This window comes from Streptomyces sp. NPDC047042, assembly GCF_040644035.1.
Taxonomy (GTDB): domain Bacteria; phylum Actinomycetota; class Actinomycetes; order Streptomycetales; family Streptomycetaceae; genus Streptomyces.
Genome location: NZ_JBEYVP010000010.1, coordinates 128,821 through 153,230 on the forward strand (window position 1 = coordinate 128,821; position 24,410 = coordinate 153,230).

The window sequence follows — 24,410 nt, forward strand, 5'->3', positions numbered from 1 at the left end:
AACCGTGCCTGGGGAATCATCAGTGATCACCTCCGTACTCGTCGCCAACCGGGGCGAGATCGCCTGCCGGATCTTCCGCACCTGCCGTGAGCTGGGCATCCGGACGGTCGCCGTGCACTCGGACGCCGACGAGAACGCCCTCCACGCGCGCGTGGCCGACGCGGCGGTACGGCTGCCGGGGACCGCCTCCGTGGACACGTATCTGCGCGGCGACCTGATCGTGCGGGCCGCGCTGGCGGCCGGCGCCGACGCCGTGCACCCCGGGTACGGCTTCCTGTCCGAGAACGCCGACTTCGCACGGGCCGTCATCGACGCGGGGCTCGTGTGGATCGGCCCTCCACCGGCCGCGATCGAGGCGATGGCGTCCAAGACGCGCGCCAAGCAGCTGATGGGGCTCAAGCCGCTGACCGACGTCACCGAGGCCGACCTCCCGGTACTGGTCAAGGCGGCGGCGGGCGGTGGCGGACGCGGCATGCGCGTCGTACGTCAACTGTCCGACCTGGACGGTGAGTTGGAGGCCGCCCGCGCCGAGGCCCACAGCGCCTTCGGCGACGGTGAGGTCTTCGTCGAGCCGTACGTCGAGGGCGGCCGGCACATCGAGGTGCAGATCCTGGCCGACACCCACGGCACGGTGTGGCCGCTCGGCACCCGCGACTGCTCCCTCCAGCGCCGCCACCAGAAGGTCATCGAGGAGTCCCCGGCCCCCGGAATCCCCGAGACGCTCACCGCGGAACTGCACGAACTGGCGGTACGGGCGGCCCGAGCCGTCGACTACACGGGCGCCGGCACGGTCGAGTTCCTGGTGGGGGAGGACGGCCGGGCCCACTTCCTGGAGATGAACACCCGCCTCCAGGTGGAACACCCGGTCACGGAGGCGGTCTTCGGCATCGACCTCGTGGCCCTACAGATTCGAGTCGCGGAGGGCAGCGCTCTGGAAACTCACGGGGCTCTCGAAAACGGCGCCCCACGCGCGCGTGGCCACGCGATAGAGGCCCGCCTGTACGCCGAGGACCCGGCGCGGGACTGGACCCCGCAGACCGGCACCCTGCACCGACTGGCGGTCCCGTCCGCGTCGGACATCCGCCTGGACACCGGGTACGCCGACGGCGACACGATCCCCGTCCACTACGACCCGATGCTCGCCAAGGTCGTCGCACACGCCCCCACGCGCGCGGAGGCGATCCGCAAACTGGCGGGCGCCCTGGAACGCGCGACGATCCACGGCCCGACCACCAACCGCGACCTCCTGGTCCGCTCCCTGCGCCACGAGGAGTTCACGACGGCCCGTATGACCACGGCCTTCTACGACCGCCACCTCCCGGAACTCACCACCCCGACCCCCGACCCCCACGCCCCCCTGGCCGCCGCCCTCGCCGACGCCCACGGCCGCTCCCGCTTCGGCGGCTGGCGCAACCTGCCCGCACAACCGCAGGTCAAGCGGTACGCGACGACGGACGGCGAGGAACACGAGGCGACCTACCGCCACGCGCGCGAGGGCCTGACGGCGGACGGGGTCAAGGTCGTGCACGCCGACGCGCGTCTCGTCGTACTCGAAGTGGCCGGTGTACGAAGGAAGTTCGAGGTGACGCGCTACGGCGACCGGATCCACGTCAACAACACGACCCTCACCGCCCTGCCCCGCTTCCCGGCCCCGACCACCCAACACGCCCCGGGCTCGTTGCTGGCCCCCATGCCGGGCACGGTGCTGAGACTGGCGGAGGGCCTGACCACAGGATCCCCCGTACGGGCGGGAGAGCCCCTCCTATGGCTGGAGGCAATGAAGATGGAACACAAAATCGCAGCCCCAACGACAGGCACACTCACAGCCCTGCACGCCGTCGCGGGCCAGCAGGTGGAGGTGGGCACCCTACTGGCGGTGGTTGTGTAACGGGCGCCGGCGAAGCCGCGCCCGATAGGGGCGCGGGGAACTGCGCGACAAGCCCCAACGCACCCGTAGTCACCACACAACCGAACCCCCCTCCCCCTTAGGACCCTCATGCCCCCAACATTCGAATCCGAGGAACACAACGCCCTCCGCACCGCAGTAGCCACCCTCGGCACCCACTACGGCCGCGAATACATGACGAAGGTCACCGCGGAAAACCGCCACACAGACGAACTCTGGGCAGACGCCGCCAAACTCGGCTACCTCGGCGCCAACATCCCGGAAACCTACGGCGGCGGCGGAGGCGGCATAGCCGAACTCAGCATCGTCCTGGAAGAGCTCGGCGCCGCAGGCTGCCCCCTCCTCATGCTCATCGTCTCCCCGGCGATCTGCGGCACCGTCATCGCCCGCTTCGGCACGGACGCCCAGAAACAGGAGTGGCTCCCCGGAATCGCCGACGGCACCCGCACCATGGCCTTCGGCATCACCGAACCCGACGCCGGCTCCAACAGCCACCGCATCACCACCACCGCCCGCCGCGACCCGGACACCGGCGACTGGCTCCTCACCGGCCGCAAGGTCTTCATCTCGGGCGTCGACATCGCGGACGCGGTCCTCATCGTCGGTCGTACGGAGGACTCCCGTACCGGCAACCTCAAGCCCTGCCTGTTCATCGTCCCCCGCGACGCCGAAGGCTTCTCGCGGCGCCGGATCGACATGGACATCGAGTCCCCGGAGAAACAGTTCGAGCTGACCCTCGACGACGTACGGCTGCCCGCCGAGGCGCTCGTCGGCGACGAGGACGCCGGTCTGCTCCAGCTCTTCGCCGGGCTCAACCCGGAACGCATCATGACGGCCGCGTTCGCCATCGGCATCGGACGGTACGCGCTCGCCACGGCCGTCCGGTACGCGAAGGAGCGCACCGTCTGGAACGCGCCCATCGGCGCCCACCAGGCCGTCGCACACCCCCTCGCCCAGGCGCACATCGACCTCGAACTCGCCCGCCTGATGACGCAGAAGGCCGCCGCCCTCTACGACGCCGGTGACGACGTAGGCGCGGGCGAGGCGGCCAACATGGCCAAGTACGCGGCGGGGGAGGCCTGTGTGAAGGCCGTCGACCAGGCCGTGCACACCCTCGGCGGCAACGGCCTCACGCGGGAGTTCGGCCTCGCCTCCCTGATAACCGTCGCCAGGGTGGCTCGTATCGCCCCGGTGAGCCGGGAGATGATTCTCAACTACGTCTCCCATCAGACCCTGGGCCTGCCCAAGTCGTACTGAACGGCACAGCCCGACCGGCACGGTTTTGCGCGAGGAGAAACCATGTTCCGCAGCGAGTACGCAGACGTCGAACCCGTAGAACTCCCCATCCACGAAGCCGTGTTGGGCAGGGCCGCCGAGTTCGGCGACCAGCCCGCCCTCGTCGACGGCGTCGACGGCACCACCCTCACCTACGCCCAACTGGACACCTTTCACCGGCGGATAGCGGCCGGACTCGCCGAAGCCGGTGTGCGCAAGGGTGATGTCCTCGCTCTGCACAGCCCGAACACGATCGCCTTCCCGACCGCCTTCTACGCGGCCACGCGCGCGGGTGCCTCCGTCACGACCGTGCATCCGCTCGCCACCGCCGAGGAGTTCGCCAAACAGCTGCGCGACTCCGCCGCCCGTTGGATCGTCACCGTCTCACCGCTTCTGGAGACGGCTCGCGCGGCGGCCGAACTCGCGGGCGGGGTGAAGGAGATCTTCGTCTGCGACAGTGCGCCCGGGCACCGCTCACTCATCGACATGATCGGCTCGACCGCGCCCGAACCGGAGATCGACATCGACCCGGCCGAGGACGTGGCGGTACTCCCGTACTCCTCCGGGACGACCGGCATCCCCAAGGGCGTCATGCTCACGCACCGCTCCATCGCCACCAACCTCGCCCAGCTCGCGCCCGTCCTGCGTATGGGCCCCGGTGACCGCATCCTGGCGGTATTGCCGTTTTTTCACATCTACGGTTTGACCGCTCTCATGAACCTGTCCCTGGGGCATGGCGCCACCGTGGTCGTCCTGCCCCGCTTCGACCTCGACACCTTCCTCGCCGCCATCGAGAAGCACCGGATCACCGGCCTGTTCGTGGCCCCGCCGATCGTCCTGGCCCTCGCCAAGCACCCGGCCGTCGAGCAGTACGACCTGTCGTCCCTCCAGTACGTCCTCAGCTCCGCCGCCCCGCTGGACGCGACCCTCGCCGCCGCCTGCTCCGCGCGCCTCGGCCTGCCGCCGGTCGCTCAGGCGTACGGCATGACGGAACTGTCGCCTGGCACGCACGCCGTCCCCCTGGACGACATGAGCACCGCCCCGCCCGGCACGGTCGGCAGGCTCATCCCGAGCACCGAGATGCGCGTCCTGTCCCTCGACGACCCCGACCGGGACGCCGCCGTCGGCGAGGCCGGCGAGATCGTCATCCGCGGCCCCCAGGTGATGAAGGGCTACCTGGGGAACCCCGAGGCGACGGCCGCGATGATCGACGCGGACGGCTGGCTGCACACCGGGGACGTCGGCCATGTCGACGCCGACGGCTGGCTGTTCGTCGTGGACCGCGTCAAGGAACTCATCAAGTACAAGGGCTTCCAGGTGGCCCCCGCCGAACTCGAGGCCCTCCTCCTGACCCACCCCCGGATCGCCGACGCCGCCGTCATCGGCGTCTACAACGAGGACAACAACGAGGTCCCGCACGCCTTCGTCGTCCGCCAGCCGTCCGCGTCCGGCCATTCCGACGGCTCCGACCTCTCCGAGGGAGAGGTCATGATGTACGTCGCCGAGCGCGTCGCCCCGTACAAGCGGGTCCGGCACGTCACCTTCGTCGACGACGTACCGAGGGCCGCCTCGGGCAAGATCCTGCGCCGCAGGTTGAGGGAGAACGCAGGTTGAGGCAGAACACCAGTTGGGAGATGCCGTGACACGGACAGTGACCGCCACGCGCGCGCGTGGCATCGCCACACTGACCCTGGACGCGCCCGAGACCCGCAACGCCCTGTCCGCGCACCTCGTGCGGGACCTGGCCGACGCGCTCACGGACTGCGGCAAGGACCCGGACGTACGCGCGGTCGTCCTCACCCACACCGGGAACACGTTCTGCGCGGGCGCCGACCTGAAGCAGCCGCCCGACCCGGCGGCCCTCGTCGCCCTGTTCCGGCAGCTCATCGAGCTGCCGAAACCGGTCGTCGCCCGGGTCACAGGGCACGTCCGGGCGGGCGGCCTCGGCCTCCTGGGCGCGTGCGACCTCGCGATCGGCGGCCCGGAGACGTCGTTCGCGTTCACGGAGGTGCGGATCGGACTGGCGCCCGCGGTCATCTCCATGCCGCTGCTGCCCCGCCTCGACCCGCGCGCCGCCGCCGGCCACTACCTCACCGGTGACCGTTTCGACGCCGCGGAGGCCGTCCGTACCGGCCTGCTCACCGAGGCCGCCGACGACGTGGACGCGGCCCTGGAGCCGGTCCTCGACGGGCTGCGCAGCGCGGCGCCGGGCGCCCTGGCGGAGACGAAACGGCTGCTCACGGCCAAGGTGCTGGAGGTCTTCGACCGGGACACCGCCGAGCTGACGGCCCTGTCGGCACGACTGTTCGCCTCCGCCGAGGCCCGCGAGGGCATGACGTCCTTCCTCGAACGACGGGACCCGTCATGGAAGTTGTGACACGCGAGCCCATGCGGGAACCCACGCGACGCGAACCCGACGGGCGGGAGACCAAGCGACGCGAACCCAAGCAGGACCGCAGCCGTGCCACCCGCCGGCGTCTGCTGGAGGCCGCCGTGGCCTGTCTGGCCGAGCACGGCTGGGCGGGCTCCACGGTCTCCGTCGTCGCCGAGCGCGCCGGTGTCTCCCGGGGCGCCGCCCAGCATCACTTCCGTACCCGCGAGGACCTGTTCACGGCCGCCGTCGAGTACGTCGCCGAGGAACGCTCGACCGCCCTGCGCGCCCTCTTCCCCGAGGGCGCCGGCGACCGCCGCGCGGTGGTCGCCGCCCTGGTGGACCTCTACACGGGCCCCCTCTTCCGCGCCGCCCTCCACCTCTGGGTGGCCGCCTCCAACGAGGAGCAACTCCGGCCGCGCGTAACCGAGTTGGAGGCCCACGTGGGCCGCGAGACCCACCGGATAGCCGTAGAGCTGCTGGGCGCGGACGAGTCGCGTCCGGGCGTACGGGAGACGGTCCAGGGCCTCCTGGACATGTCCCGGGGTCTGGGACTGGCGAACCTGCTCACGGACGACGCGGGCCGGAGGGACCGGGTGGTGGCACAGTGGGCGGCCCTGCTGGACAAGTCACTGGACTGAGCACCCACCCGGTCCATTCGCCCCGTGTTCAGGGGCTGAGCCGCTCCACCCGCCAGCTCCCGTCCGCCTCCGCCACGTACCGCAGCCGGTCGTGCAGCCGGTTCTCGCGCCCCTGCCAGAACTCGACCGTCTCCGGGGCCACCCGGAACCCGCCCCAGTTCGGCGGCACCGGCACCTGCTCGCCCTCCGGATAGCGGGCGGCCAACTCGGCGTAGGAGGCGTCGAGTTCGTCCCGGGAAAGGATCACCGAGGACTGCTCGCTGGCCCACGCGCCGAGCTGGGAGCCGTGCGGCCGGGTACGGAAGTAGGCGGCCGTCTCGTCGCGTCCCGTACGGCGCGCGACGCCCGAGACGACGACCTGGCGGGCCAGCGGCAGCCACGGGAACAGCAGCGAGACGTACGGATTGGCGGCCAGGTCGCTCCCCTTGCGGGAGCCGTAGTTGGTGAAGAAGACGAAGCCCTGCTCGTCGAACTGCTTCAGCAGCACGGTACGGGAGGAGGGCCGCCCGTCGGCGTCGGCGGTGGAGAGGACCATGGCGTTGGGTTCGATGAGCCCGGCGTCCGTGGCGGCCTGCCGGAACCAGCGCGCGAACTGCTCCATGGGGCCGTCGGCCAGCTCGCCCTCGGTCAGGCCGTCGGCGCGGTACTGCTTGCGCATGGCGGCGGGGTCGAGGGGGAAGGTGGGGCGGCGGTCGGTCACACGGTCATCTTGCCGTATCGGCGACGTCACTGAGTGGCACTGAGTGCCGCAAGGGCTCCCCAAAGGTGGCACTCGGGGATATCGTGCTGTTGTCGTCCGGTTGAACGACCGATCGAACGGGGCATCACCCAGGTGACCGTTTCGGACCGCGAGCCAGATGGGAATGGCCGTGGAACCGAACCGACCTGAACCGCAACGAAACAGACCGGCCGGACCGGACGGGACACGGATTTCGCGCACTGGCGGCCGGACGGCCGTACCCCTGTCGCACACATCAAGAGGAGCCGCCTGATGTCCGACTTCGTACCCGGACTTGAGGGAGTAGTCGCGTTCGAGACGGAGATCGCCGAACCGGACAAGGAGGGCGGCGCACTCCGGTACCGGGGCGTCGACATCGAGGACCTGGTCGGCCACGTCTCCTTCGGCAACGTCTGGGGCCTGCTCGTCGACGGCGCCTTCAACCCCGGCCTGCCGCCGGCCGAGCCGTTCCCGATCCCGGTCCACTCGGGCGACATCCGGGTGGACGTCCAGTCGGCCCTCGCCATGCTGGCGCCGGTCTGGGGCCTGCGTCCGCTGCTCGACATCGACGAGCAGACGGCCCGCGACGACCTCGCCCGCGCCGCCGTCATGGCCCTGTCGTACGTCGCCCAGTCGGCGCGCGGGCAGGGCAACGCCATGGTTCCGCAGCGCGAGATCGACAAGGCGCAGTCCGTCGTCGAACGCTTCATGATCCGCTGGCGCGGCGAACCGGACCCGAAGCACGTGGCCGCGGTGGACGCGTACTGGACGAGCGCGGCCGAGCACGGCATGAACGCGTCCACGTTCACCGCGCGGGTGATCGCGTCGACGGGCGCGGACGTGGCGGCGGCGCTGTCGGGGGCCGTAGGGGCGATGTCCGGCCCTCTCCACGGAGGCGCGCCCTCCCGCGTCCTCGGCATGATCGAGGAGATCGAACGCACGGGCGACGCGGACGCCTACGTCAAGCAGGCCCTGGACAAGGGCGAGCGCCTGATGGGCTTCGGCCACCGCGTCTACCGCGCCGAGGACCCACGCGCGCGCGTGCTGCGCCGTACGGCCCGTGACCTGGGCGCTCCGCGCTTCGAGGTCGCCGAGGCGCTGGAGAAGGCCGCCCTCGCGGAGCTGCACGCCCGCCGTCCGGACCGGGTCCTGGCGACGAACGTCGAGTTCTGGGCGGCGATCGTCCTGGACTTCGCGGAGGTCCCGGCCCATATGTTCACGTCCATGTTCACGTGCGCCCGCACGGCCGGCTGGTCGGCGCACATCCTCGAACAGAAGCGCACCGGCAGGCTCGTACGCCCGTCGGCCCGCTATGTCGGCCCGGGCACCCGCAACCCGCGTGAGATCGAGGGTTACGAGGGCATCGCCCACTGAGCCCTCCGACCGGCCCTGACCGGGTACGGCCCGGGTACGCCGACCTGCTGCCCGCTCCGATAACGTGTCCCGCTCGAACAGGGGAGGCACAGCACATGCTGGTCGGGGCGGGAAACAGACGGCACGGATCGGCCAAGGCGGCGCTGCTGGCGGCGTCGCTGACGGCGCTCACGGCACTGACGGGCTGCTCGGAGGCGGCGAACGAGGGCGCGAAGCAGCCCGCGCCAGTGACCGCCTCCGCGACAGCGCGCGAGGCCACCGCCGAGAGCGGCGGCAACATCGGAGCCGCCGACTCGGCCTGCAAGCTCCCCGTCACCTTCGACATCGCCAAGGACTGGACGGCGGAAGCCGTGACCGACCCTCCGTATCAGGGCCCGGTAGGCCTCGTGTGCGAGGTGGACGCCAAGCCGGCCGGCCACATCGGCTTCCTCCGCGTGTGGACCGCAGGCCCGGGCACCGCCGACGCACGCGCCGTACTGGAAGCCTTCGTGACCGCGGACAAGAACACGAGCAAGGCGCGGTACAGCACATTCCAGGCGGGCCCCCTCGCGGGCGTAGAGGTGACGTACGCGTATCAGAGCCAGTTCGACGACACGGCGAAAACGGAACGCGCCCTCGCGGTCACGACACCACGCGGCCCGGCCGTCGTACACCTCGGAGGCCTGGACGACGGCGAACACGAGGCGATGCTCCCGGCGTTCGAACTCGTGAAGCGCACCCTGAAGGCCTGACCCTGAAGGGCTGACCCTGAAGGGCTGGAGCCGACCCGGAGTTCGTCTCAGGAGGGTGGCCAGTTGCGCAGGGCGGCGTCGGCCAGCTTCTGGAGTTCGTCGCGGCAGACACCGCTCGCGGCCTGTACGGACATGCCGAACGCGAACGTGGTGACGTAGCGGGCCAGTAGCCCCGGATCGGCGTCCGCGGGCAGGTCACCCTCGTCGACGGCCCGCTGGAACCGCTCCCGGAGGCGGGAGCACGCGTTGTCGCGCCAGTCGATGAGGAGGCCGCGGATCTCCTGCCCGGAGTCGCTGACGGTCAGGGCGCCCTGGACGCCCATACACCCTTGGGGACTGGCCGGGCGGGTGGTGGTGCGCACGGTGCCGGCCAGGATCGCGGTGGCGACACCGAGGGCGGTCGGCTCGTCCAGAGCCCGGGGCAGATATGCGCTCGGGCCTTCGGTATAGCGCTCCAGGGCCTTGCGGAACAGCGTCTCCTTGTTGCCGAAGGCCGCGTACATGCTGGTGGTGGAGATGCCCATCGCGTCCGTGAGGTTGGCGAGGCTGGCCCCCTCGTAGCCGTGCTCCCAGAAGACCAGCATGGCGCGCTCGAGAGCTTGGTCGGCGTCGAATCCTCGCGGTCGGCCGATAGCGCCGCTCTGTTTCTTCTCCACGCCCACAGTCTACGTCTTCTGCAGTGATCGATACAGAAGTGCTATGTTCGACTTCTGCAGCGATCGTTGCGGAAATCGAGGGAGGCTGTTCACGTGGGATTACTTGAGGGAAAGACGGCTCTCGTCACCGGAGGCAGTACCGGTATAGGCCTGGCCAGCGCGGTGAGGCTGGCGGCCGAGGGCGCACATGTGTTCATCACCGGCCGACGCAAGGCCGAACTCGAAGCGGCCCTTGATGTGATCGGCTCGTCGGCCACCGCGGTCACCGGCGACATCTCGAACCTGGCCGACCTGGACCGGCTCTACGAGGAGATCCGCAGCCGGGGGCAGGGCCTGGACGTTCTGTTCGCGAACGCCTCCATCGCCGCGCTCGGACCGCTCGGGGAGATCACCGAGGAACACTTCGACACCATCTTCGGCATCAACGTCCGCGGCACACTGTTCACCGTCCAGAAGGCGCTGCCACTGCTCAACGACGGCGCCACGATCATCCTCAACGGCTCCACCAGCGTGGACTCCGGCGACGAGGCATTCGGCGTGTACGCCGCGACCAAGGCCGCCACCCGATCCTTCTCCCGGACCTGGGCCAACGAACTCAAGGGACGCGGCATCCGGGTCAACACCGTCACCCCGGGCCCGATCCTGACCCCTGCCCTGGTGGGGCTCACCCCCGACCCGGAGCAGTTCAAGCAGCGACTGGCAACGGCTGTGCCACTGGGACGACTCGGACGCCCGGAGGAGATCGCCGCCGCAGTGGCCTTCCTCGCCTCCGAGCAGAGCAGCTTCATCACCGGTTCGAGCCTGTACGTCGACGGCGGCCTCAACCAGATCTGAGAGGCGGGACCCCTCATGGATCACCGCATGTCCGACGGCGACAGCGACAGCGACAGCGGCAGCGATCTGCGCGCCTTCTACCTGCGCTACGTCGAGGCGCTCAACGCCCACAAGTTCGACGGCATGGACGAGTTCATCGACGACCGGACTACTTTGAACGGCGAGCCGGCCACCAGGGACGACCTCATCTCGGTCCAGAAGCATGCCGTGGACGCGGTTCCGGACCTCAGCTGGGAACTCAAGGAAATGCTCTTCGACGGCGACCGCTTGGCGGCCCGTCTGGTCAACACCGGTACTCCGCTGAAGGAATGGCTCGGTGTGGCTCCCACCGGCGCCTCGTTCGAGATTGCCGAGTACGCCATCTACCAGGTCCGCAACGGACGGTTCGTGCACATGACCGCCCTGCACGACGCCGGCGAACTTCTCCGGCAACTGACCGGCCACCCAATCCGCGAGGATGCGAAGTGACAGTCACACTGATCACCGGGGCCAACAAAGGCATCGGTTTCGAGACAGCCAAACAGCTCCTCGCGTTGGGTCACGTCGTCTACGTCGGCGCGCGTGACGTCGAGCGAGGCGAGAAGGCGGCGGCAGCGCTTGGCGCACGATTCGTGCGGCTCGACGTGACCGACGACGCGTCGGTGAGCAACGCGCTGGCGACGATCGACTCGGCCGAAGGCCGACTCGACGTCCTGGTGCACAACGCGGGCATCCTCGGGGACGGAGTCATCGACGGCCCCACGGCCCTCCGGGCCTTCGACACCAATGCGGTGGGAATCGTGCGCGTCACGGAGGCGGCACTTCCCCTCCTGCATAAATCCTCGAACCCGAACGTGGTCACCGTTTCGAGCAGTGCCGGATCGTTCTGGGCGGTGACCAACCCGGACCGGCCGGAGTTCGGCCTGCCGTTGGCGCTCTACTCCGCCTCGAAGTCCGCGGCCACCATGCTCACGGTCCAGTACGCCAAGTCCCAGCCGCGCATCAGATTCAACGCGGTGGAGCCCGGCACCACGGCGACCGACCTGACTGCGGCGTTCGGAATCGGAAGGGCGCCAGAGGTGAGTGCCAGGGTCGTCGTACGAATGGCAACTCTCGACGCGGACGGCCCGACAGGAACTTTCCAGGACGAGAACGGGGAGGTGCTCTGGTAGCGGTGCGTTCATCCTGCGTGCGGAGTCCTTGAACGCAGGCGACCCGCGAGCTCGGGCCCTCTGGAGGAGGGGCCGGCCGGACTCACCGGCGAGCTCGCGGGTCGGGTGACTGCGTTGGATTCGGCCGGCTTGCGTGTCAGTAGCCCACGCTGGTCCGGCACCGCATTGAACGTGGTGGCGAGCCGCTAGCCCGCAGCCACCTCACGCGTCCGGGTTTCACTCATGTACCCGATCACCTCCCTTCAGTGTGCTCACACACTAGATACGGGCACGACCGTCGTTCAACCGCTTTTTCGAGACCTTGGGGCAGGGGTGCCGCTGCCGTCGAGGCAGGCCTCCTCCGGAGGGGCGTTCAGAGTCTCGTAGTGGTCGCACAGGGCCTTCAGGGAACGGGACAGACGGCGCGCGTATGCGATGTGTGAACTCAGGCTGGGGCGCGGCTCGATGCGCAGCTTCCTGCGGCTCTCGGTGACGGCCGTCCAGGCGCACACACGGGCGAGGTCGTAGTCGTCGTCCGGTCCTGCGGCGGCCCGCTCCACTTCGGGGATGACGAGCGCCAGGTGTCCCTTCAGCATGAGCATGAGTGTCTCCAGTTCCTGCGCGGAGGGCACTGTGGCGTCGGGCGCTAGCAGGCGGCCCGCGCTGGCGCGCATGATCTCGATGTCGACGGGGAGCGAGGCGTTCGCGGTCACAGCCACTCTCCCCGTGAGCGGGCGTTGGCCATCGCGACGGCGGTGCGCAGGGCCTGCGCCTCGGTGACGGGCCGGAGGTCGTCCGGCCGTGCGTCCCATTCCCGGCCACCGCCGATCGGCCGCAGTTGGACGTACGGCCCCTCGTAGCCCATGACCTTGCCGACCTTCCTGGTGCCGGTGTCCTCGACGGTGTCGCCGAGGTTCGGCTTGTACGCAGTCACCTGCAACGGGCCTCCTGGGCCGACACAGTCAGCGCGTACGCCGGCCCGTGTGGTGGAAAGGCGTACGCGCGCATCGGAGAAGTAGTGCCCTGTTCGAGGCAACGAGCAGATGTCGACATAAACCCTTTGCGCTGGGCCCTGCGCCGTCGGGCGTGGACGAGGATGGCACCCCACATCTCCGGCGACGGATCGCGCACGATCATGTTCGAGTCCTCCTGCCGGTCCGAACCAAGCGCGTGGTGGCTGGATTCAGGCAGCCGGAACAGGAGTGTTCTCACCCGTTCGAGCAATCGTGGTACAAGGTTCACGTCGACTCCTTCGCAGTCGGCCACGCCTCGGGACCGTGTCAGCGGTCGCCGGGGCTTCATCGGAGCCGTTGCCCCGTATTGCCGTTTCTCGTCCCACTACCGTTCCAAAAGCAGGGGGCACCGTCACGGGCGGCCATGTCCAACTTTCCTGGACCGACAGCACAGCCTTGACCTGCGGCAACGCCTCTTCTTGGGCAGTGCGTTGGGCTGCACGCCCGGCGAATTCTCCCCGCACCGACATCCTCTGGGTGACTGCACGGATACCGTGAGTTCACAACGTCGCGCAGGGGAGTCCGCCCATGACCGCTCGTCCCAAGCTCGGTTCCAAGGCTGACCGGGACGCCCTCCGCCACGACATGACCGGCGCCGGATGCACGGTCGCGGACATCGCCATCGAGATGCGCATCCGCTTTCGCATGCGCCCTCGTGAGGCGTGGAGGCACGCCCAGGGGTGGACCCTGCAGGAGGCGGCGGACCGCGTTACTCAGGTCAGCAGCCGCCGTCCCGGCGAGGCCGTGGCTGCCGACGCATCGCTCGTCGCCAAATGGGAGAAGTGGCCGGGACCGTCTGCCCGTCGACCGACCCCCGCCGTCTTCCTTGCCATGGCTGACGCCTTCGCCTGCAGCGTGGAGAACCTGCTTGACCTGGACGACCGGCGGGCCCTGCCCGAAGGCGACCTGCGCCTGCTGAGCGGCCCGGTCCCTTCCCCCGAGGCGCCCCCTCCAGCACTGCGAGCATCAAGTCAGCAGACGGAGTCGAGCGGCAGCGACCTGGTGCGCCTTGCCGCAGACGAGTCCGCGGCCTGGGCGCAATGGGCAGAGGCATCCAACGTCGGGGACTTGGCGCTGGAACAGCTCATGGCCGACACCCGGGCGCTGGCTTCCGACTACCTCACCTCCGACCCGCTGCCTCTCCTCGCGCGCACGCGGGCCCTGCGGGACCGCGTCTTCGCTCTCCTCGAAGGCCACCAATACCCGCGCCAGTCCGCCGACCTCTACGCGGCGGCCGGCTACCTGTGTGGACTGCTCGCATGGATGTCGTCCGACCTCGGGCAGCTCAGAGACGCTGACACGCAAGGCCGTACGGCGTGGCTCTGTGCCGAACTGGCCGGGCACAACGACCTCCGCGCCTGGGTGCTGTCCACCCGCTCCAAAGTCGCGTTCTGGGACGGGCGCCTACGGGACGCCATCACCTACGCCCGGCGCGGGATGGCGTACCGCTCCTCGGGCACGGTCGCCGTGCTGCTCGCCTGTCAGGAGGCCGATGCCTGGTCACAACTCGGAGCTGAGAACGAGGCTCTGGAAGCACTGAGTCGCGCCGCCGACGCCCGCGGATCCGTGACCGGCGAAGACGACATCGGGGGCATCTTCGCTTGCCGACCCGCACGCCAGGAGAACTACGCCGCAGCGGTCCACCTCCGTGTCGGGCGCCCGGCTGACGCCCTCCGCGCGGCGGACAGTGCCATCACTCTCCTTGCCGCACAGCCCGTACGTGCTTACGGCACCGAGGCACAGATCCACATCAGCAAGGCCGCAGCGCACCTGAGCGCCGGCGAAGCAGAGGGCGCCTTCGAAGCGCTCGCGCCGGTGCTCGCGCTCCCACCCGACCACCGACTCGCGCCCGTCACCCGGCGTCTGGGCGAGTTGCCCGTCGATGCCGGTGGCCCGCACGCGAGCGGCACGGCATCCGTGGGTCTGCGCGCAGCCATCGAAGAGTTCTGCCTGGACTCCGCTCCGCGCCACCTTGCGCTCTCGTCAGGAGAAGGTGCCTCCTGATTTCATCTCCGGCATGACCTCTCGAACCGAGACCATGCGGAACCACTGGTGGTGGCGGCCCGGTTGGAGTGTGGGCCGCCGCTTCTACACCTGGCACCTCACCTTCGAGGGCGAGGCGGATGTGCACCGGCTTGCCGCCGAGTACCGGTCGGCCCTTGCTCCGCTCGGAGACGTCCTGACCCCCATCCCCGACCGATGGCTGCACCTGACCATGCAGGGCATCGGCTTCGTGGGGGAGGCGAAGGAAAGAGACGTGCAGGCCATCGCCGACCTGGCTCGGGATCGACTGGCAGCCGTCCCCGCCTTCGACCTCCGGATCGGGCCGGCCGTACTCGATCCGGAGGCGGTCCTTCTGCACGTCAACCCTGATGCTCCGGTCCGCACCGTGCGGGACGCGATTCGGGACGCGATCGGTGACGTCCTCGGCGATGTCCCCGAGAAAGCCGAAGGCTTCACACCGCATGTGTCTGTCGCCTACAGCAACAGTGAAGGCCCCGCTGAACCGATCGCCCGAGCACTTGCCGGGCTTGACATCACGCCCGCTGGATCACGTGTCTCCGCGGTGGAACTGATCGTGATCAACCGGGATCACAAGATGTACGAGTGGGAGACGTTCGCGAGCGTTCCACTCGGCTGACTCGGAGCCGGGCATGTGCTCGAGCCCCGTCGCCCGTACGAACCCCCGAGTGAACTGGGCGGCGGGGTGCGGTTGGGCGCGGCTGGCGGCAACGCCTCTCAGCGGGGCGCCGCCGCCGCAGTCCCCCAGGCCCGCCCGATCTCAGCAGCCGGGAACGGCGTCAGCTTGCTCTCGTTGAGCAGACGGCGGGTGAACTCGCCCATGATCGCGGCGGCTCGCGCATGCCGGTCGATGATCGCGGCGATCTCGCGCGGGACGCCGGCGGGCTGGTGGCCGTTGATCCACTCGCGCAGGAACGCCTCGTGTTCCATGCCGCCGAGCAGGCCGTCGGGCAGGTGGTGGTGGAGCAGATGGCTCGCCGTGTAGTGGCGGTCATAGACGAGGTGGTCGGAGAGGAACTCCGCCTCGGCCGCCGACAGTTCGAAGTGGGAACTCAGGGCGAGTCCGAAGTCCGCGAAGTAGAGCAGCTGTCCGTCGGTCAGGACATTGGCGAAGTGGGCGTCGAAGTGGACCAGTCCGCGCGAGCTCATGAAGGCGCTCCCGCGTGCGAGGGCCTCCTCCACCCATGGGTACGGCGAATCCTCCCCGCCCTCCGGTGCGGGCGTCCGGTAGTCGTTCAGCCAGTCGGCGAGCGTCTGTGGCACATGTTCCAGGAAGAGCACGAGGCTGGACGAAGACCGGCCGATTGCCTCGAGGCGTTCGCGTACGGCCGCTGAACCCTCCCAGTGCGCGACCGCCCCGTCGATACCCCCGAAAGCGTCGGCGAACCCTTCGGGAGGGGAGTCGGGCAGGATGCGCCAGTGGTACATCAGCGGAAAGCCCTCGTATTCGTTCCCGAGGACCCAGTTGGTGGTCATGGCATGCACGGCCAGCTCCCGCCAGGCCCCGAAACCGGCTGACCCCACTCCGTACTGGTAGAACATCGGCAGCCCGAACAGGTTCGCCGTCGACCGCGCGTTCTCCGGCCGCAACTCGGTCTCCGTCAGCGGGATCCGCTTGACGAACACCCGCGTGCCGTCGATGTCCAGCTCCGCCGATCTGCCGCCGATGCCGGACCCGAGCGGCTCGGCGGCGGCCACGACCTCGCCGAGCCGACGGTCGCTCAGCAAGGACAAGTGCGTGGCCACAGTCCCGTAAGTGGCGAGCCGCGCGGCATACCGCGGGTTCGGGGGATGCATTCACGACTCCTCGGTGCCCCGAACCAGGGCTTCGGTAAGTGATCGTCTCGTTCTCGTGCAGGTGATCGAGCCTATCCGCCATGCGAGTCCGCGCGACCCAGGTTTTTTTCGTCGGGTGAGCCCGTGAGCTGCATGGTCACCATCTGGTTCCCGAGTCACCGAAAAGTGCGTTCTTCCACGTCAGCCGCCACTCTCCTACGGTTTCCCAGTAACCAACAGAGACCCACGAACAGGCGGACCCACCATGGCCATCACCCTGCTGAACCCCGAAGGACTGCCCAAGATCGACGTCTACCGGCAGGTGTCCGTAGCCACCGGCTCGAAGCTGGTCTTCCTCGCCGGGCAGGTCGCCTGGGACGCCGACGGCGTCACCGTCGGCGAAGGCGACCTCGCGGCGCAGGCCGAGCGGGCCTATCTCAACGTCGGCACCGCACTTACGGAGGCCGGCGCGACCTTCGACGACGTGGCGAAGCTGACCGTCTACGTCGTCGACTGGACGCCCGACAAGATGCCCCTGCTCCTGGAGGGCATCTCCCGGGCGACCGAGAAACTGGGCGTGACCTCGGCGCCGCCGGTGACGATGATCGGCGTCGCGGCACTGGACATCCCCGAACACCTGGTCGAGATCGAGGCCACCGCGGTCATCGACTGACCGACCCTCCCGGGCGGATCGTCCGTACGGCGAGCACCGGGTCGACCGGTACGCCGAGTCGCTCGACGGCGACGGCCACGAGGTGGGCCGGCAGGTCGTCGTCCAGGAGTCCGTGCACGTACTGGAGGGCCTGGGCCGGAGACAGGACGGGCAGCCTCTGCCGCAGGCCCCGTACCGCACGTATCCGCCCCTGCGCGGCGGCGAGTTCGCGTATCTCGTCGTGCAGGTCGTCCACGGCGGTGCGGACGGCCAGGCCCCGGACGCGCACCCGGTAGTCGGTCTCCCACTCCCCGTCCGCCATGGAGGCGGCCCCGATCACATGCAGCCCTCCGTCGACACGGTCGACGAGGTAGGGGCCGTTGCCGATCAACATCAAGCGGTGGTCCCCGGTGCGTACGAACTCCTCGGACTGGCAGAAGACCAGCCACACCAACTCGTGCGCCTCGACACGCGCGACCACCACGCGCGTCACCGGATCCACGCCCGGCCCCGACGACTTCCGGTACTCGCGGTCCAGTTCCTCCTCCACGATCCGCACCGCGTCCTCGCGCCCGATCCCGCCGAGGCGGCCCCCGTCACCCCTCACGGCACTCGCGCACCATGAACACGTCCACCGCGTCCTCGCTCTCCACCCGGAACCCGTGCCGCTCGTACAGCCGGCGTGCCGGGCTGCCCTGGAGCACGTCCAGGCGGACGAGGGTGCCCTCGGCGTCGCATCGTGCCAGCAGGGCGCTCAGTACGCCCGCGCCGACGCCGACGCCCTGGTGGCGCTGGTCCAGGTAGAAGTGTTCGATCCAGTGGGCGTCCTCGGCGGGGCGCAGAGCCACGCAGCCCGCGAACTCGCCGCCCACCTCGATCACCCAGGTGTGGGCCGGGTCGAACGCGTCCCGGAAGCGCTGGCGGACGCGGTGTTCGTCGTAGCGCCCGAGTCGTTCCAGATCCGCCCGCATCGCCGCGGCTCGTATCTCGGCCAGCGGCTCCATGTCCGCTGTCGTCGCCGGTCGTATGTCCCAGTCCGCCATGATCGGCACGGTACTACTCCGTTGACGATGTCCTGCCGAGTGCTATTTCCTGGCGCCGTGTCTGATCTTCGTATCGTGCCCGTGAGCGACATCGACGAGGCCGCCCTCGAGGACTGGCGGCTCGTCCACAACCTGATCGTTCCGCCTGCCGCCATGTCCCTGGACGCGGTACGCGCGCGTAGTGTCCGCAACCGGCTGGAAGTCGCCTATCTCGGCGACACCCTCGTGGGGTGCTCCACCGTTCGACCGCCCGCCGGGGACGGTGGAACGGCCGTGGCCACCGTCATCGCGCGCGTGCTGCCCGGTTTCCGGCGGCGCGGGTTCGGGGCGGAGATCTACGCGCGCGGGCTCACGCTCGCCCGGGAGCTGGGAGCCGACCGGATCGAGACCGTCGTCCTGGCCGCCAACGACGACGGGCTCTCCTTCGCGCTCAAACACGGGTTCGTCGAGGTCGAGCGGTATGTGCTGGACGGCGAGAGCGACCTTTGGATCGACCTCCGGCTGGCGGGCGGGGGCACGGGCGCGGGATCATGAAGGCCCCGGACGTTCCGTGCCGAGGCTTCTCGCATTCCGGATGGTCGGTTTGGTCCGGCGGGGTGCAGGGCAGAAGGGGCTTGTTCCCGGAGTACGGCGGATTTCCGCCGTACAACGATTTCCTTCGAACTTGGGGGAACTCGATGTGTGCTGCGTCACGTTCGAGTTGAATGATGGTGAGTGAGCGAACCGTCGCGCAGTACGCGGACGCAGCCTGCAGGGGGTCCAGGTGAGTGCTTCCCGGCGTAGTGGGACCACCGACGAGCTGGGGCCGGACGAGCCAGAGAGGGACGGCCCGGAAGGTTCGGACGGCGGTGGGTTCGACCTGCTCGCAGCCCTTCTCGACGGCATGGATGCCGCCCTGTGCGCCTTCGACGCGGACGGCGTGGTCACCCACTGGAACCGGGAGGCCGAGCGGATCCTCGGCTGGAGTGCCACCGAGGCCGTCGGACGGCACGGGTTCGCCGGGTGGGCGGTGCGCAGCGCCGACGCCGAGGAGATCGAGGGGCGGCTGCTCTCCGCGATGCACGCCCCGGGCCGCCAGGTGCACGAGTTCGCGCTGCTGACCAAGGACGGCGGGCGCGTGCTCGTACGGACGCAGTCGGCCGCCGTGCGCGGGCCCGACGGCAAGCCCGCCGGGCTGTACTGCGCCTTCAGCGAGGTGCACGCGCAGATAGACCTCGAGCGGTCGATCGCCCTGAGCGAGGCTCTGTTCGAGGACGCGAGCTGGGGTGTCGTGCTCGTCGACGCCGATCTGCGGCCCGCCGTCGTCAACGCGCACGCCGCACGCTCGTTCGGCATCGGGCGTACCGCCGTACTCGGACGGCCCCTCGGTGAGCTGCTCGCGCAGGGCGTCGAGGAGCTGGAGAGCGCGCTGACGCACGTACTCGCCGAGGGCGCGCCGCCCGCGCCCGCCGAGATGTGGGTGAGCGTACGGACGCCCGAGGGCGACAAGCGGCGCTGCTGGCGCAGCGGCTTCCTGCGGCTGGCCTCGCCGCTCACCGAGGAACCAGTGCCGCTCGGCGTGGGGTGGCTGTTCCAGGACATCACCGAGAACAAGCAGATCGAACAGGAAGCCGCCCAGCTGCGGTTCCGCACCAACCAGCTGCACCGTGCCGCGCGTGCCGCCGCCGAGTGCGAGGACGCCGCCGAGGCCGCGACCACGCACCTGGACTTCGCCCTCGCCGGCTTCGCCGACCACGCGCTCATCGACCGGATCGCCGTCATCGGCGGTACGGCGGCCGACGGCACGGCGAACGGCGGTGACGGGCCGGTACGCCTGGTCCGCGCCGCCGCGACGCCCTCCGGGGCGCCCGGGCCCAGCGTCCTCGCCGGCCAGGCCGGACTGCCGGTGAGGTACGGCGACGGCCACCCTGCCGTGCAGTGCGTGGAGCGGTCCGGATCCGTACGGGCCAGCGCCGGGTCGTACGCCGTCGAGCAGGCACGCGCGTGGGCCGTGCAGCGCCAGTGGCCGCCGGAGTCGGTCCACGCCCTGTGCGCGGTGCTGCGCAGCCGGGGCCGCACCCTGGGTGTCGTAACGTTTCTGCGCGGTGCCGGCCGAAGCCAGTTCGAGCGATCGGACGCCATGTACGCCGAGGACGTGGCCGCCCGGATCGCGACGGCCCTGGACCTGGCCGCGCCCGACGGGGGAGGGGCTCAGCGCTCGTAGAAGATCCGGTCGCCGTACTGCTTCATGATGCGCGCGTTCCACTCATGGCCGCCGTCCACGTTGCCCGAGCGCAGCAGCGGGGGCTCGATGCCCCGTTCCGCCAGGATGCCCGCCGCCGTCGCCATGACGGACTGGAGCAGCGCCGACGTGACGACCGTGGAGGCGGGGGCGAAGGGCGCCGGGACGGTGTCGAGGGTGAGTACGGCGTCCCCGGGGGCGATCTTCGAGTCCAGTACGACGTCGCAGTGGTCCCTGAGGAACGTGCCCGAGGGATTCCGGGGCGTCGTCTCCGTCGTGTACGCCACCGAGGTCACGCCGATGACCTTCACGCCCAGGGCACGCGCGTGCAGCGCCATTTCCACCGGGAGGGCGTTGCGGCCGGACAGGGAGACGACCACGAGTACGTCCCCCGCGCGCAGCGGTGACGTGTCCAGGACGGCCGTCGCCAGGCCCTCGACGCGCTCGAGGGCGGAGCCCAGGGTGGCCGGCATGACATCGACGCCGACGACGCCGGGGACGGTCAGCAGGTTCATCAGAGCGAGGCCGCCCGCGCGGTAGACGACGTCCTGCGCGGCGAGCGAGGAGTGCCCGGCGCCGAAGGCGAACAGCCGGCCCCCGGCGGCCACGGTGTCGGCGATGAGCGTGCCGGCGGCCCTCACGGCCTCCGCCTCCTCGTCGCGCACGCGCTGCAGCAGCCCGATCGCGGCGTCGAGGAACTGCCCGGCCAACTCGCTGTCGCTCATTGCTAAGCCCTTCGGGAGATCGGCGCATCCGTCCGTGTCGCCGATCACGGTGAGGTCTGGACCACTGCCCTGTCAACAGCGCCGCGAGCCGTTACCGCGGCCCTCGCCGTACCCTCGATGAAACGTGCTGTGTACCCGGCCGCGGGGATCCGTAACCGTGTGGTCGCAACGCGGCGGCACGGTTGTCAGTGGTATGCGTCAGAATTGAAGCCAGGGCCAGCGCACGCGCCGGAGCCGTCGAGCCTCCGGCACATCTCATCAAGGGGCACGAATGTCCGGACTGATCGATACGACGGAGATGTATCTCCGCACCATCCTCGAGCTGGAGGAGGAAGGTGTGGTCCCCATGCGCGCCCGGATCGCCGAGCGGCTGGACCAGAGCGGTCCGACGGTCAGCCAGACCGTGGCCCGGATGGAGCGCGACGGTCTGGTGGCGGTCGCCACCGACCGGCACCTGGAACTCACGGACGAGGGCCGTCGCCTCGCCACCCGCGTCATGCGCAAGCACCGCCTCGCGGAGTGTCTGCTCGTCGATGTGATCGGCCTGGAGTGGGAGCAGGTCCACGCGGAGGCGTGTCGCTGGGAGCACGTGATGAGCGAGGCGGTGGAGCGCCGGGTCCTCGAACTCCTGCGCCACCCCACCGAGTCGCCGTACGGCAACCCGATCCCGGGCCTGGAGGAGCTGGGCGAGAAGGACGGCGCGGACCCGTTCCTGGACGAGGGCATGGTCTCGCTGGCCGACCTCGACCCCGGAACCGACGGCAAGACCGTCGTCGTACGCCGCATCGGCGAGCCCATCCAGACGGACGCGCAGCTCATGTACACGCTGCGTCGCGCGGGTGTGCAGCCCGGTTCGGTGGTGAGCGTGACGGAGGCGGCCGGCGGGGTGCTGGTCGGCAGCGGCGGCGAGGCGGCCGAGCTGGAGGCGGATGTCGCCTCGCATGTGTTCGTGGCCAAGCGCTGACCCTGATCCTGAACCGTCAAAACCTGTGACCGAGGGGGGAGTTGCCCCGTCCCGGAGCCCGTTTCGGGGTTCGTGCCGTTCCGGGGTGGCAATCCAAGATTCAGTGCGCCGAATCGCAGCGCTCGGCCGCCGCGCATGCCACGCTGTCGCGAGAGGCATCTGACGTGAGGGGCTCTTGGCCGGGTGCGGCGGAGGCGTCGCCCGGCGGGGAGGGGGAGCGTGAGGATGTGCCGCAGACGTGAAGAGGGCCCCGGCGCCAAGTGGCGCCGGGGCCTGTCCTCCCCTGTGCTGACCCGGAGCCCCGAGCTCCCAGGGTCATCCCCTTCGGACCGTTTTCCCCGAGCGGTCCGCCTCCCGCAGAAGGTCTCCCCTCGGCCACGCGGATCATTCCCTGAGCGGTGTCACTCGAACGAGGGGTGTTGCGGCCGGATACCGCATTCTCGAATGTCCATTCGATAATCTGGACTCCGGCGAGGAAACTTCGACAGAAACCTTCGACAGGAAACTTCGATGGCTAGGGGGGTGCCAGGACCTGTGGCGCGGCGTATCGATGTGACCGGAGCGGGCGGCGTACGACTTGCCGCCTGGGAGTTCGCCGACCCTCCCAAGACGGGCGAGGGCCAGGCCCCGGTAGGAGCACCCGACCGGGCCCCCGGCGTGCTGTTACTGCACGGGCTCATGGGCCGTGCCTCGCACTGGGCGTCCGCCGCCCGGTGGCTGGGTGAGCGGCACCGGGCCGTCGCACTCGACCAGCGGGGCCACGGCCAGAGCGACCGTCCGGCCGACGGCATCTACACCCGCGAGGCGTACGTCGAGGACGCCGAGGCGGCGATCGAACAGCTGGACCTCGGCCCGGTCGTCCTCATCGGCCACGCCATGGGCGCCCTGACGGCCTGGCAGCTCGCGGCGAAACGCCCCGACCTGGTGCACGCCCTGATCATCTGTGACATGCGGGCCTCCGCGCTCGGCGCGGCCTCCCAGCGCGAGTGGGAGGACTGGTTCAAGGCCTGGCCCGCCCCCTTCGCCACCCTGGCCGACGTGCGCAAGTGGTTCGGCGAGGACGATCCCTGGGTGGAGCGGCCCAACCCGGCGCGCGGTGAGTTCTACGCCGAGGTGATGCAGGAGTCCCCGGACGGCTGGCGGCCCGTCTTCGAACCGGAGCAGATGCTCAAGTCCCGGGAGACGTGGGTGTACGACGCGCACTGGGAGGAGCTGACGCAGGTTCAGTGCCCTGCGCTTGTCGTGCGTGGGCTGGACGGGGAGCTGGGGCGGGCGGAGGCGATGGAGATGGTTCGGGTGCTGCCTCGGGGGGAGTACGCGGAGGTGGCTGACGCCGGTCATCTCGTTCACTATGACCAGCCTGCGGCTTGGCGGGGGGCTGTGGAGCCGTTTCTGGACGGGGTGCTGGCTCGATAGTGCGGCGTCGAGGGGCCGGTCCTTGGCTGCCGGTCGGTGGGGGCTTGTCGCGCAGTTCCCCGCGCTCCCAACCCCCCCAAAGCTCCTAAAAGCCGTTTCCTGTCACTGTCAGGAAAGTGATCGCGCCTGTCGCTACCAGGGTTACCGCCAGTACGCACCAGCGGCGGGCCTCGTGGAAGGTTGTTCGAATCTGCCAGACGTGGGCCATGGCCAGCAGCCAGCGTACGAAGGGGTCGGTGCGGGCGATGTTGGTCTTCGCGCGGTCCAGGTGACCCCGTAGCAGTTCGCGGCGGCGCGGGTCGGTCTCGGCGGCGAGTGCGCGGTGGATGTTCGCGGCGACCGTGCGGTGGCGCAGCAGGTCGTCGACGCCGGTGGCGGCGGAGCCGAAGAAGTCGGCCGGGGAGGCGTCGATCAGCTCGCGCAGGCCGCGCGCCGCCGGGGAGTTGAGGGTGGCGGTGGTGGTGATCGGCGGTACGAGCACCCGGCTGACCTGCCAGACGGCGAGGCAGACCCCGGCGAGCGCGACGGCCAGCGCACCACCGGCGACCAGCGCCTCGCCCGTGCCGTGCACCTTCCCGACGGCCACCAGCGGCCCACCGCCGACCAGCGCGGCCCCGACGGCACCGAACGCGGCGATCATCCACCGCGCGGCGGCCCGCAGCTCGGGCACGGCGTCCAGAGGCGAGGGCAGGGCGTCGAAGGGGGTGACGACGCCGGGTTCGGACGGCGACGACGGCGGCGGTTCGGTGGTCACTGCGGCCGGTCTTCCGTCGTGGACGTGGTGGTCGTGGTGGTCGCGGAGTCCTTGGTCAGTGCCTGGGGCGGCCCGTCGTCGTCGGGCACATCGGGGTACAGGATCCACGCCGTGCCGTCGTAGAACTCCAGCACACCGTTGTCGCCGAGCCGTACGTCGTTGATCTTCGGGGCGTCCGCCATACGCGC

General features: G+C 70.0%; 27 protein-coding genes. 17 read left to right on the top strand and 10 right to left on the bottom strand.

What is annotated here, in order from left to right; translation table 11 throughout:
- The first annotated feature begins 22 nt into the window (after window positions 1–22).
- The 5 genes from ABZ855_RS13710 (at window position 23) to ABZ855_RS13730 (ending at window position 6,193) form a co-directional block, all read left to right on the top strand.
- Entirely contained in the window at window positions 23–1,888 is a 1,866-nt protein-coding gene (locus ABZ855_RS13710; RefSeq protein WP_360805852.1) for a biotin carboxylase N-terminal domain-containing protein, read from the top strand.
- A 108-nt stretch (window positions 1,889–1,996) separates the two neighbouring features.
- Window positions 1,997–3,163: an acyl-CoA dehydrogenase family protein gene (locus ABZ855_RS13715; protein ID WP_360805855.1), complete on the top strand. Its 1,167-nt coding sequence runs from the start codon at window positions 1,997–1,999 to the stop codon at window positions 3,161–3,163.
- A 42-nt stretch (window positions 3,164–3,205) separates the two neighbouring features.
- Complete coding sequence (locus tag ABZ855_RS13720) at window positions 3,206–4,795, top strand: 4-coumarate--CoA ligase family protein (RefSeq protein ID WP_360805858.1); 1,590 nt, start codon at window positions 3,206–3,208, stop codon at window positions 4,793–4,795.
- 25 nt (window positions 4,796–4,820) lie between these two features.
- Window positions 4,821–5,558: an enoyl-CoA hydratase family protein gene (locus tag ABZ855_RS13725; RefSeq protein WP_360805861.1), complete on the top strand. Its 738-nt coding sequence runs from the start codon at window positions 4,821–4,823 to the stop codon at window positions 5,556–5,558.
- Between the two features lie 11 nt (window positions 5,559–5,569).
- Window positions 5,570–6,193 (top strand): TetR/AcrR family transcriptional regulator, encoded by a 624-nt coding sequence (locus ABZ855_RS13730; RefSeq protein ID WP_360806283.1) that lies wholly within the window; start codon window positions 5,570–5,572, stop codon window positions 6,191–6,193.
- 28 nt (window positions 6,194–6,221) lie between these two features.
- Here ABZ855_RS13730 and pdxH read toward each other — a convergent pair whose 3' ends face one another.
- The gene (gene pdxH / locus ABZ855_RS13735) at window positions 6,222–6,893 is read right to left on the bottom strand and encodes a pyridoxamine 5'-phosphate oxidase (RefSeq protein ID WP_360805864.1); all 672 of its coding nucleotides are present in this window, start codon (window positions 6,891–6,893) and stop codon (window positions 6,222–6,224) included.
- Between the two features lie 291 nt (window positions 6,894–7,184).
- Here pdxH and ABZ855_RS13740 point away from each other — a divergent pair, with 291 nt between their 5' ends.
- Together ABZ855_RS13740 and ABZ855_RS13745 are read left to right on the top strand one after the other, a co-directional pair.
- A complete protein-coding gene (locus ABZ855_RS13740) occupies window positions 7,185–8,285 on the top strand; it encodes a citrate synthase 2 (protein ID WP_360805867.1) in 1,101 nt (366 codons plus the stop codon).
- A 95-nt stretch (window positions 8,286–8,380) separates the two neighbouring features.
- Complete coding sequence (locus tag ABZ855_RS13745) at window positions 8,381–9,016, top strand: lipoprotein (protein ID WP_360805870.1); 636 nt, start codon at window positions 8,381–8,383, stop codon at window positions 9,014–9,016.
- A 47-nt stretch (window positions 9,017–9,063) separates the two neighbouring features.
- Here the strand turns inward: ABZ855_RS13745 and ABZ855_RS13750 are convergent, their stop codons facing one another.
- The gene (locus ABZ855_RS13750; protein WP_360805873.1) at window positions 9,064–9,672 is read right to left on the bottom strand and encodes a TetR/AcrR family transcriptional regulator; all 609 of its coding nucleotides are present in this window, start codon (window positions 9,670–9,672) and stop codon (window positions 9,064–9,066) included.
- A 93-nt stretch (window positions 9,673–9,765) separates the two neighbouring features.
- Here ABZ855_RS13750 and ABZ855_RS13755 point away from each other — a divergent pair, with 93 nt between their 5' ends.
- From ABZ855_RS13755 to ABZ855_RS13765, 3 genes are read left to right on the top strand one after another with little or no spacing between them, the layout of a single operon-like run.
- Window positions 9,766–10,506, top strand: a complete 741-nt coding sequence (locus tag ABZ855_RS13755) for an SDR family oxidoreductase (protein ID WP_360805876.1) — start codon at window positions 9,766–9,768, stop codon at window positions 10,504–10,506.
- A 27-nt stretch (window positions 10,507–10,533) separates the two neighbouring features.
- Entirely contained in the window at window positions 10,534–10,974 is a 441-nt protein-coding gene (locus ABZ855_RS13760) for an ester cyclase (RefSeq protein ID WP_360805879.1), read from the top strand.
- Window positions 10,971–11,657 (top strand): SDR family NAD(P)-dependent oxidoreductase, encoded by a 687-nt coding sequence (locus ABZ855_RS13765; RefSeq protein ID WP_360805882.1) that lies wholly within the window; start codon window positions 10,971–10,973, stop codon window positions 11,655–11,657. The genes ABZ855_RS13760 and ABZ855_RS13765 overlap by 4 nt, the downstream gene beginning before the upstream one ends.
- Before the next feature lie 281 nt (window positions 11,658–11,938).
- On the opposite strand, the gene ABZ855_RS13770 is transcribed toward ABZ855_RS13765, so the two are convergent.
- Together ABZ855_RS13770 and ABZ855_RS13775 are read right to left on the bottom strand one after the other, a co-directional pair.
- A complete protein-coding gene (locus tag ABZ855_RS13770; RefSeq protein WP_360805885.1) occupies window positions 11,939–12,349 on the bottom strand; it encodes a DUF6415 family natural product biosynthesis protein in 411 nt (136 codons plus the stop codon).
- Window positions 12,346–12,576 (bottom strand): hypothetical protein, encoded by a 231-nt coding sequence (locus ABZ855_RS13775; RefSeq protein WP_360805888.1) that lies wholly within the window; start codon window positions 12,574–12,576, stop codon window positions 12,346–12,348. The genes ABZ855_RS13770 and ABZ855_RS13775 overlap by 4 nt, the downstream gene beginning before the upstream one ends.
- A gap of 601 nt (window positions 12,577–13,177) precedes the next feature.
- On the opposite strand from ABZ855_RS13775, the gene ABZ855_RS13780 reads away from it, so the two are divergent.
- Together ABZ855_RS13780 and ABZ855_RS13785 are read left to right on the top strand one after the other, a co-directional pair.
- Window positions 13,178–14,653: an XRE family transcriptional regulator gene (locus tag ABZ855_RS13780; RefSeq protein ID WP_360805891.1), complete on the top strand. Its 1,476-nt coding sequence runs from the start codon at window positions 13,178–13,180 to the stop codon at window positions 14,651–14,653.
- Window positions 14,654–14,666: 13 nt separating this feature from the next.
- Window positions 14,667–15,290, top strand: coding sequence for a 2'-5' RNA ligase family protein (locus ABZ855_RS13785; RefSeq protein WP_360805894.1), 624 nt, complete (start codon window positions 14,667–14,669; stop codon window positions 15,288–15,290).
- Between the two features lie 98 nt (window positions 15,291–15,388).
- Here the strand turns inward: ABZ855_RS13785 and ABZ855_RS13790 are convergent, their stop codons facing one another.
- Window positions 15,389–16,468 (bottom strand): protein kinase family protein, encoded by a 1,080-nt coding sequence (locus tag ABZ855_RS13790; protein WP_360805897.1) that lies wholly within the window; start codon window positions 16,466–16,468, stop codon window positions 15,389–15,391.
- A gap of 244 nt (window positions 16,469–16,712) precedes the next feature.
- On the opposite strand from ABZ855_RS13790, the gene ABZ855_RS13795 reads away from it, so the two are divergent.
- Window positions 16,713–17,120 carry a RidA family protein gene (locus tag ABZ855_RS13795; RefSeq protein WP_360805900.1) on the top strand — a complete coding sequence of 136 codons (408 nt, stop codon included), beginning with the start codon at window positions 16,713–16,715 and terminating at the stop codon, window positions 17,118–17,120.
- Here the strand turns inward: ABZ855_RS13795 and ABZ855_RS13800 are convergent.
- Both ABZ855_RS13800 and ABZ855_RS13805 read right to left on the bottom strand, forming a co-directional pair.
- Entirely contained in the window at window positions 17,110–17,706 is a 597-nt protein-coding gene (locus tag ABZ855_RS13800; protein WP_360805903.1) for a YrhB domain-containing protein, read from the bottom strand. The two genes, ABZ855_RS13795 and ABZ855_RS13800, sit on opposite strands and share 11 nt — an antisense overlap.
- Complete coding sequence (locus tag ABZ855_RS13805; protein WP_360805906.1) at window positions 17,696–18,142, bottom strand: GNAT family N-acetyltransferase; 447 nt, start codon at window positions 18,140–18,142, stop codon at window positions 17,696–17,698. Before ABZ855_RS13805 ends, ABZ855_RS13800 begins: the two co-directional genes overlap by 11 nt.
- 57 nt (window positions 18,143–18,199) lie before the next feature.
- Between ABZ855_RS13805 and ABZ855_RS13810 the strand changes: the two genes are divergently transcribed.
- Together ABZ855_RS13810 and ABZ855_RS13815 are read left to right on the top strand one after the other, a co-directional pair.
- Window positions 18,200–18,676 (top strand): GNAT family N-acetyltransferase, encoded by a 477-nt coding sequence (locus ABZ855_RS13810; RefSeq protein ID WP_360805909.1) that lies wholly within the window; start codon window positions 18,200–18,202, stop codon window positions 18,674–18,676.
- A gap of 229 nt (window positions 18,677–18,905) precedes the next feature.
- Window positions 18,906–20,345: a PAS domain-containing protein gene (locus tag ABZ855_RS13815; protein WP_360805912.1), complete on the top strand. Its 1,440-nt coding sequence runs from the start codon at window positions 18,906–18,908 to the stop codon at window positions 20,343–20,345.
- Here ABZ855_RS13815 and ABZ855_RS13820 read toward each other — a convergent pair.
- Window positions 20,333–21,088 carry an SIS domain-containing protein gene (locus tag ABZ855_RS13820; RefSeq protein WP_360805914.1) on the bottom strand — a complete coding sequence of 252 codons (756 nt, stop codon included), beginning with the start codon at window positions 21,086–21,088 and terminating at the stop codon, window positions 20,333–20,335. The genes ABZ855_RS13815 and ABZ855_RS13820 overlap by 13 nt on opposite strands.
- A 271-nt stretch (window positions 21,089–21,359) precedes the next feature.
- Here ABZ855_RS13820 and ABZ855_RS13825 point away from each other — a divergent pair, with 271 nt between their 5' ends.
- Window positions 21,360–22,052, top strand: a complete 693-nt coding sequence (locus ABZ855_RS13825; RefSeq protein WP_319208867.1) for a metal-dependent transcriptional regulator — start codon at window positions 21,360–21,362, stop codon at window positions 22,050–22,052.
- A 534-nt stretch (window positions 22,053–22,586) separates the two neighbouring features.
- On the top strand, window positions 22,587–23,468 hold the full coding sequence (locus tag ABZ855_RS13830) for an alpha/beta hydrolase (protein ID WP_360805918.1): 882 nt from the start codon (window positions 22,587–22,589) through the stop codon (window positions 23,466–23,468).
- A gap of 85 nt (window positions 23,469–23,553) precedes the next feature.
- Here the strand turns inward: ABZ855_RS13830 and ABZ855_RS13835 are convergent, their stop codons facing one another.
- Together ABZ855_RS13835 and ABZ855_RS13840 are read right to left on the bottom strand one after the other, a co-directional pair.
- Window positions 23,554–24,222: a hypothetical protein gene (locus tag ABZ855_RS13835; RefSeq protein ID WP_360805921.1), complete on the bottom strand. Its 669-nt coding sequence runs from the start codon at window positions 24,220–24,222 to the stop codon at window positions 23,554–23,556.
- Window positions 24,219–24,404, bottom strand: a complete 186-nt coding sequence (locus tag ABZ855_RS13840) for a hypothetical protein (protein WP_360805924.1) — start codon at window positions 24,402–24,404, stop codon at window positions 24,219–24,221. The genes ABZ855_RS13835 and ABZ855_RS13840 overlap by 4 nt, the downstream gene beginning before the upstream one ends.
- Window positions 24,405–24,410: the final 6 nt, after the last annotated feature.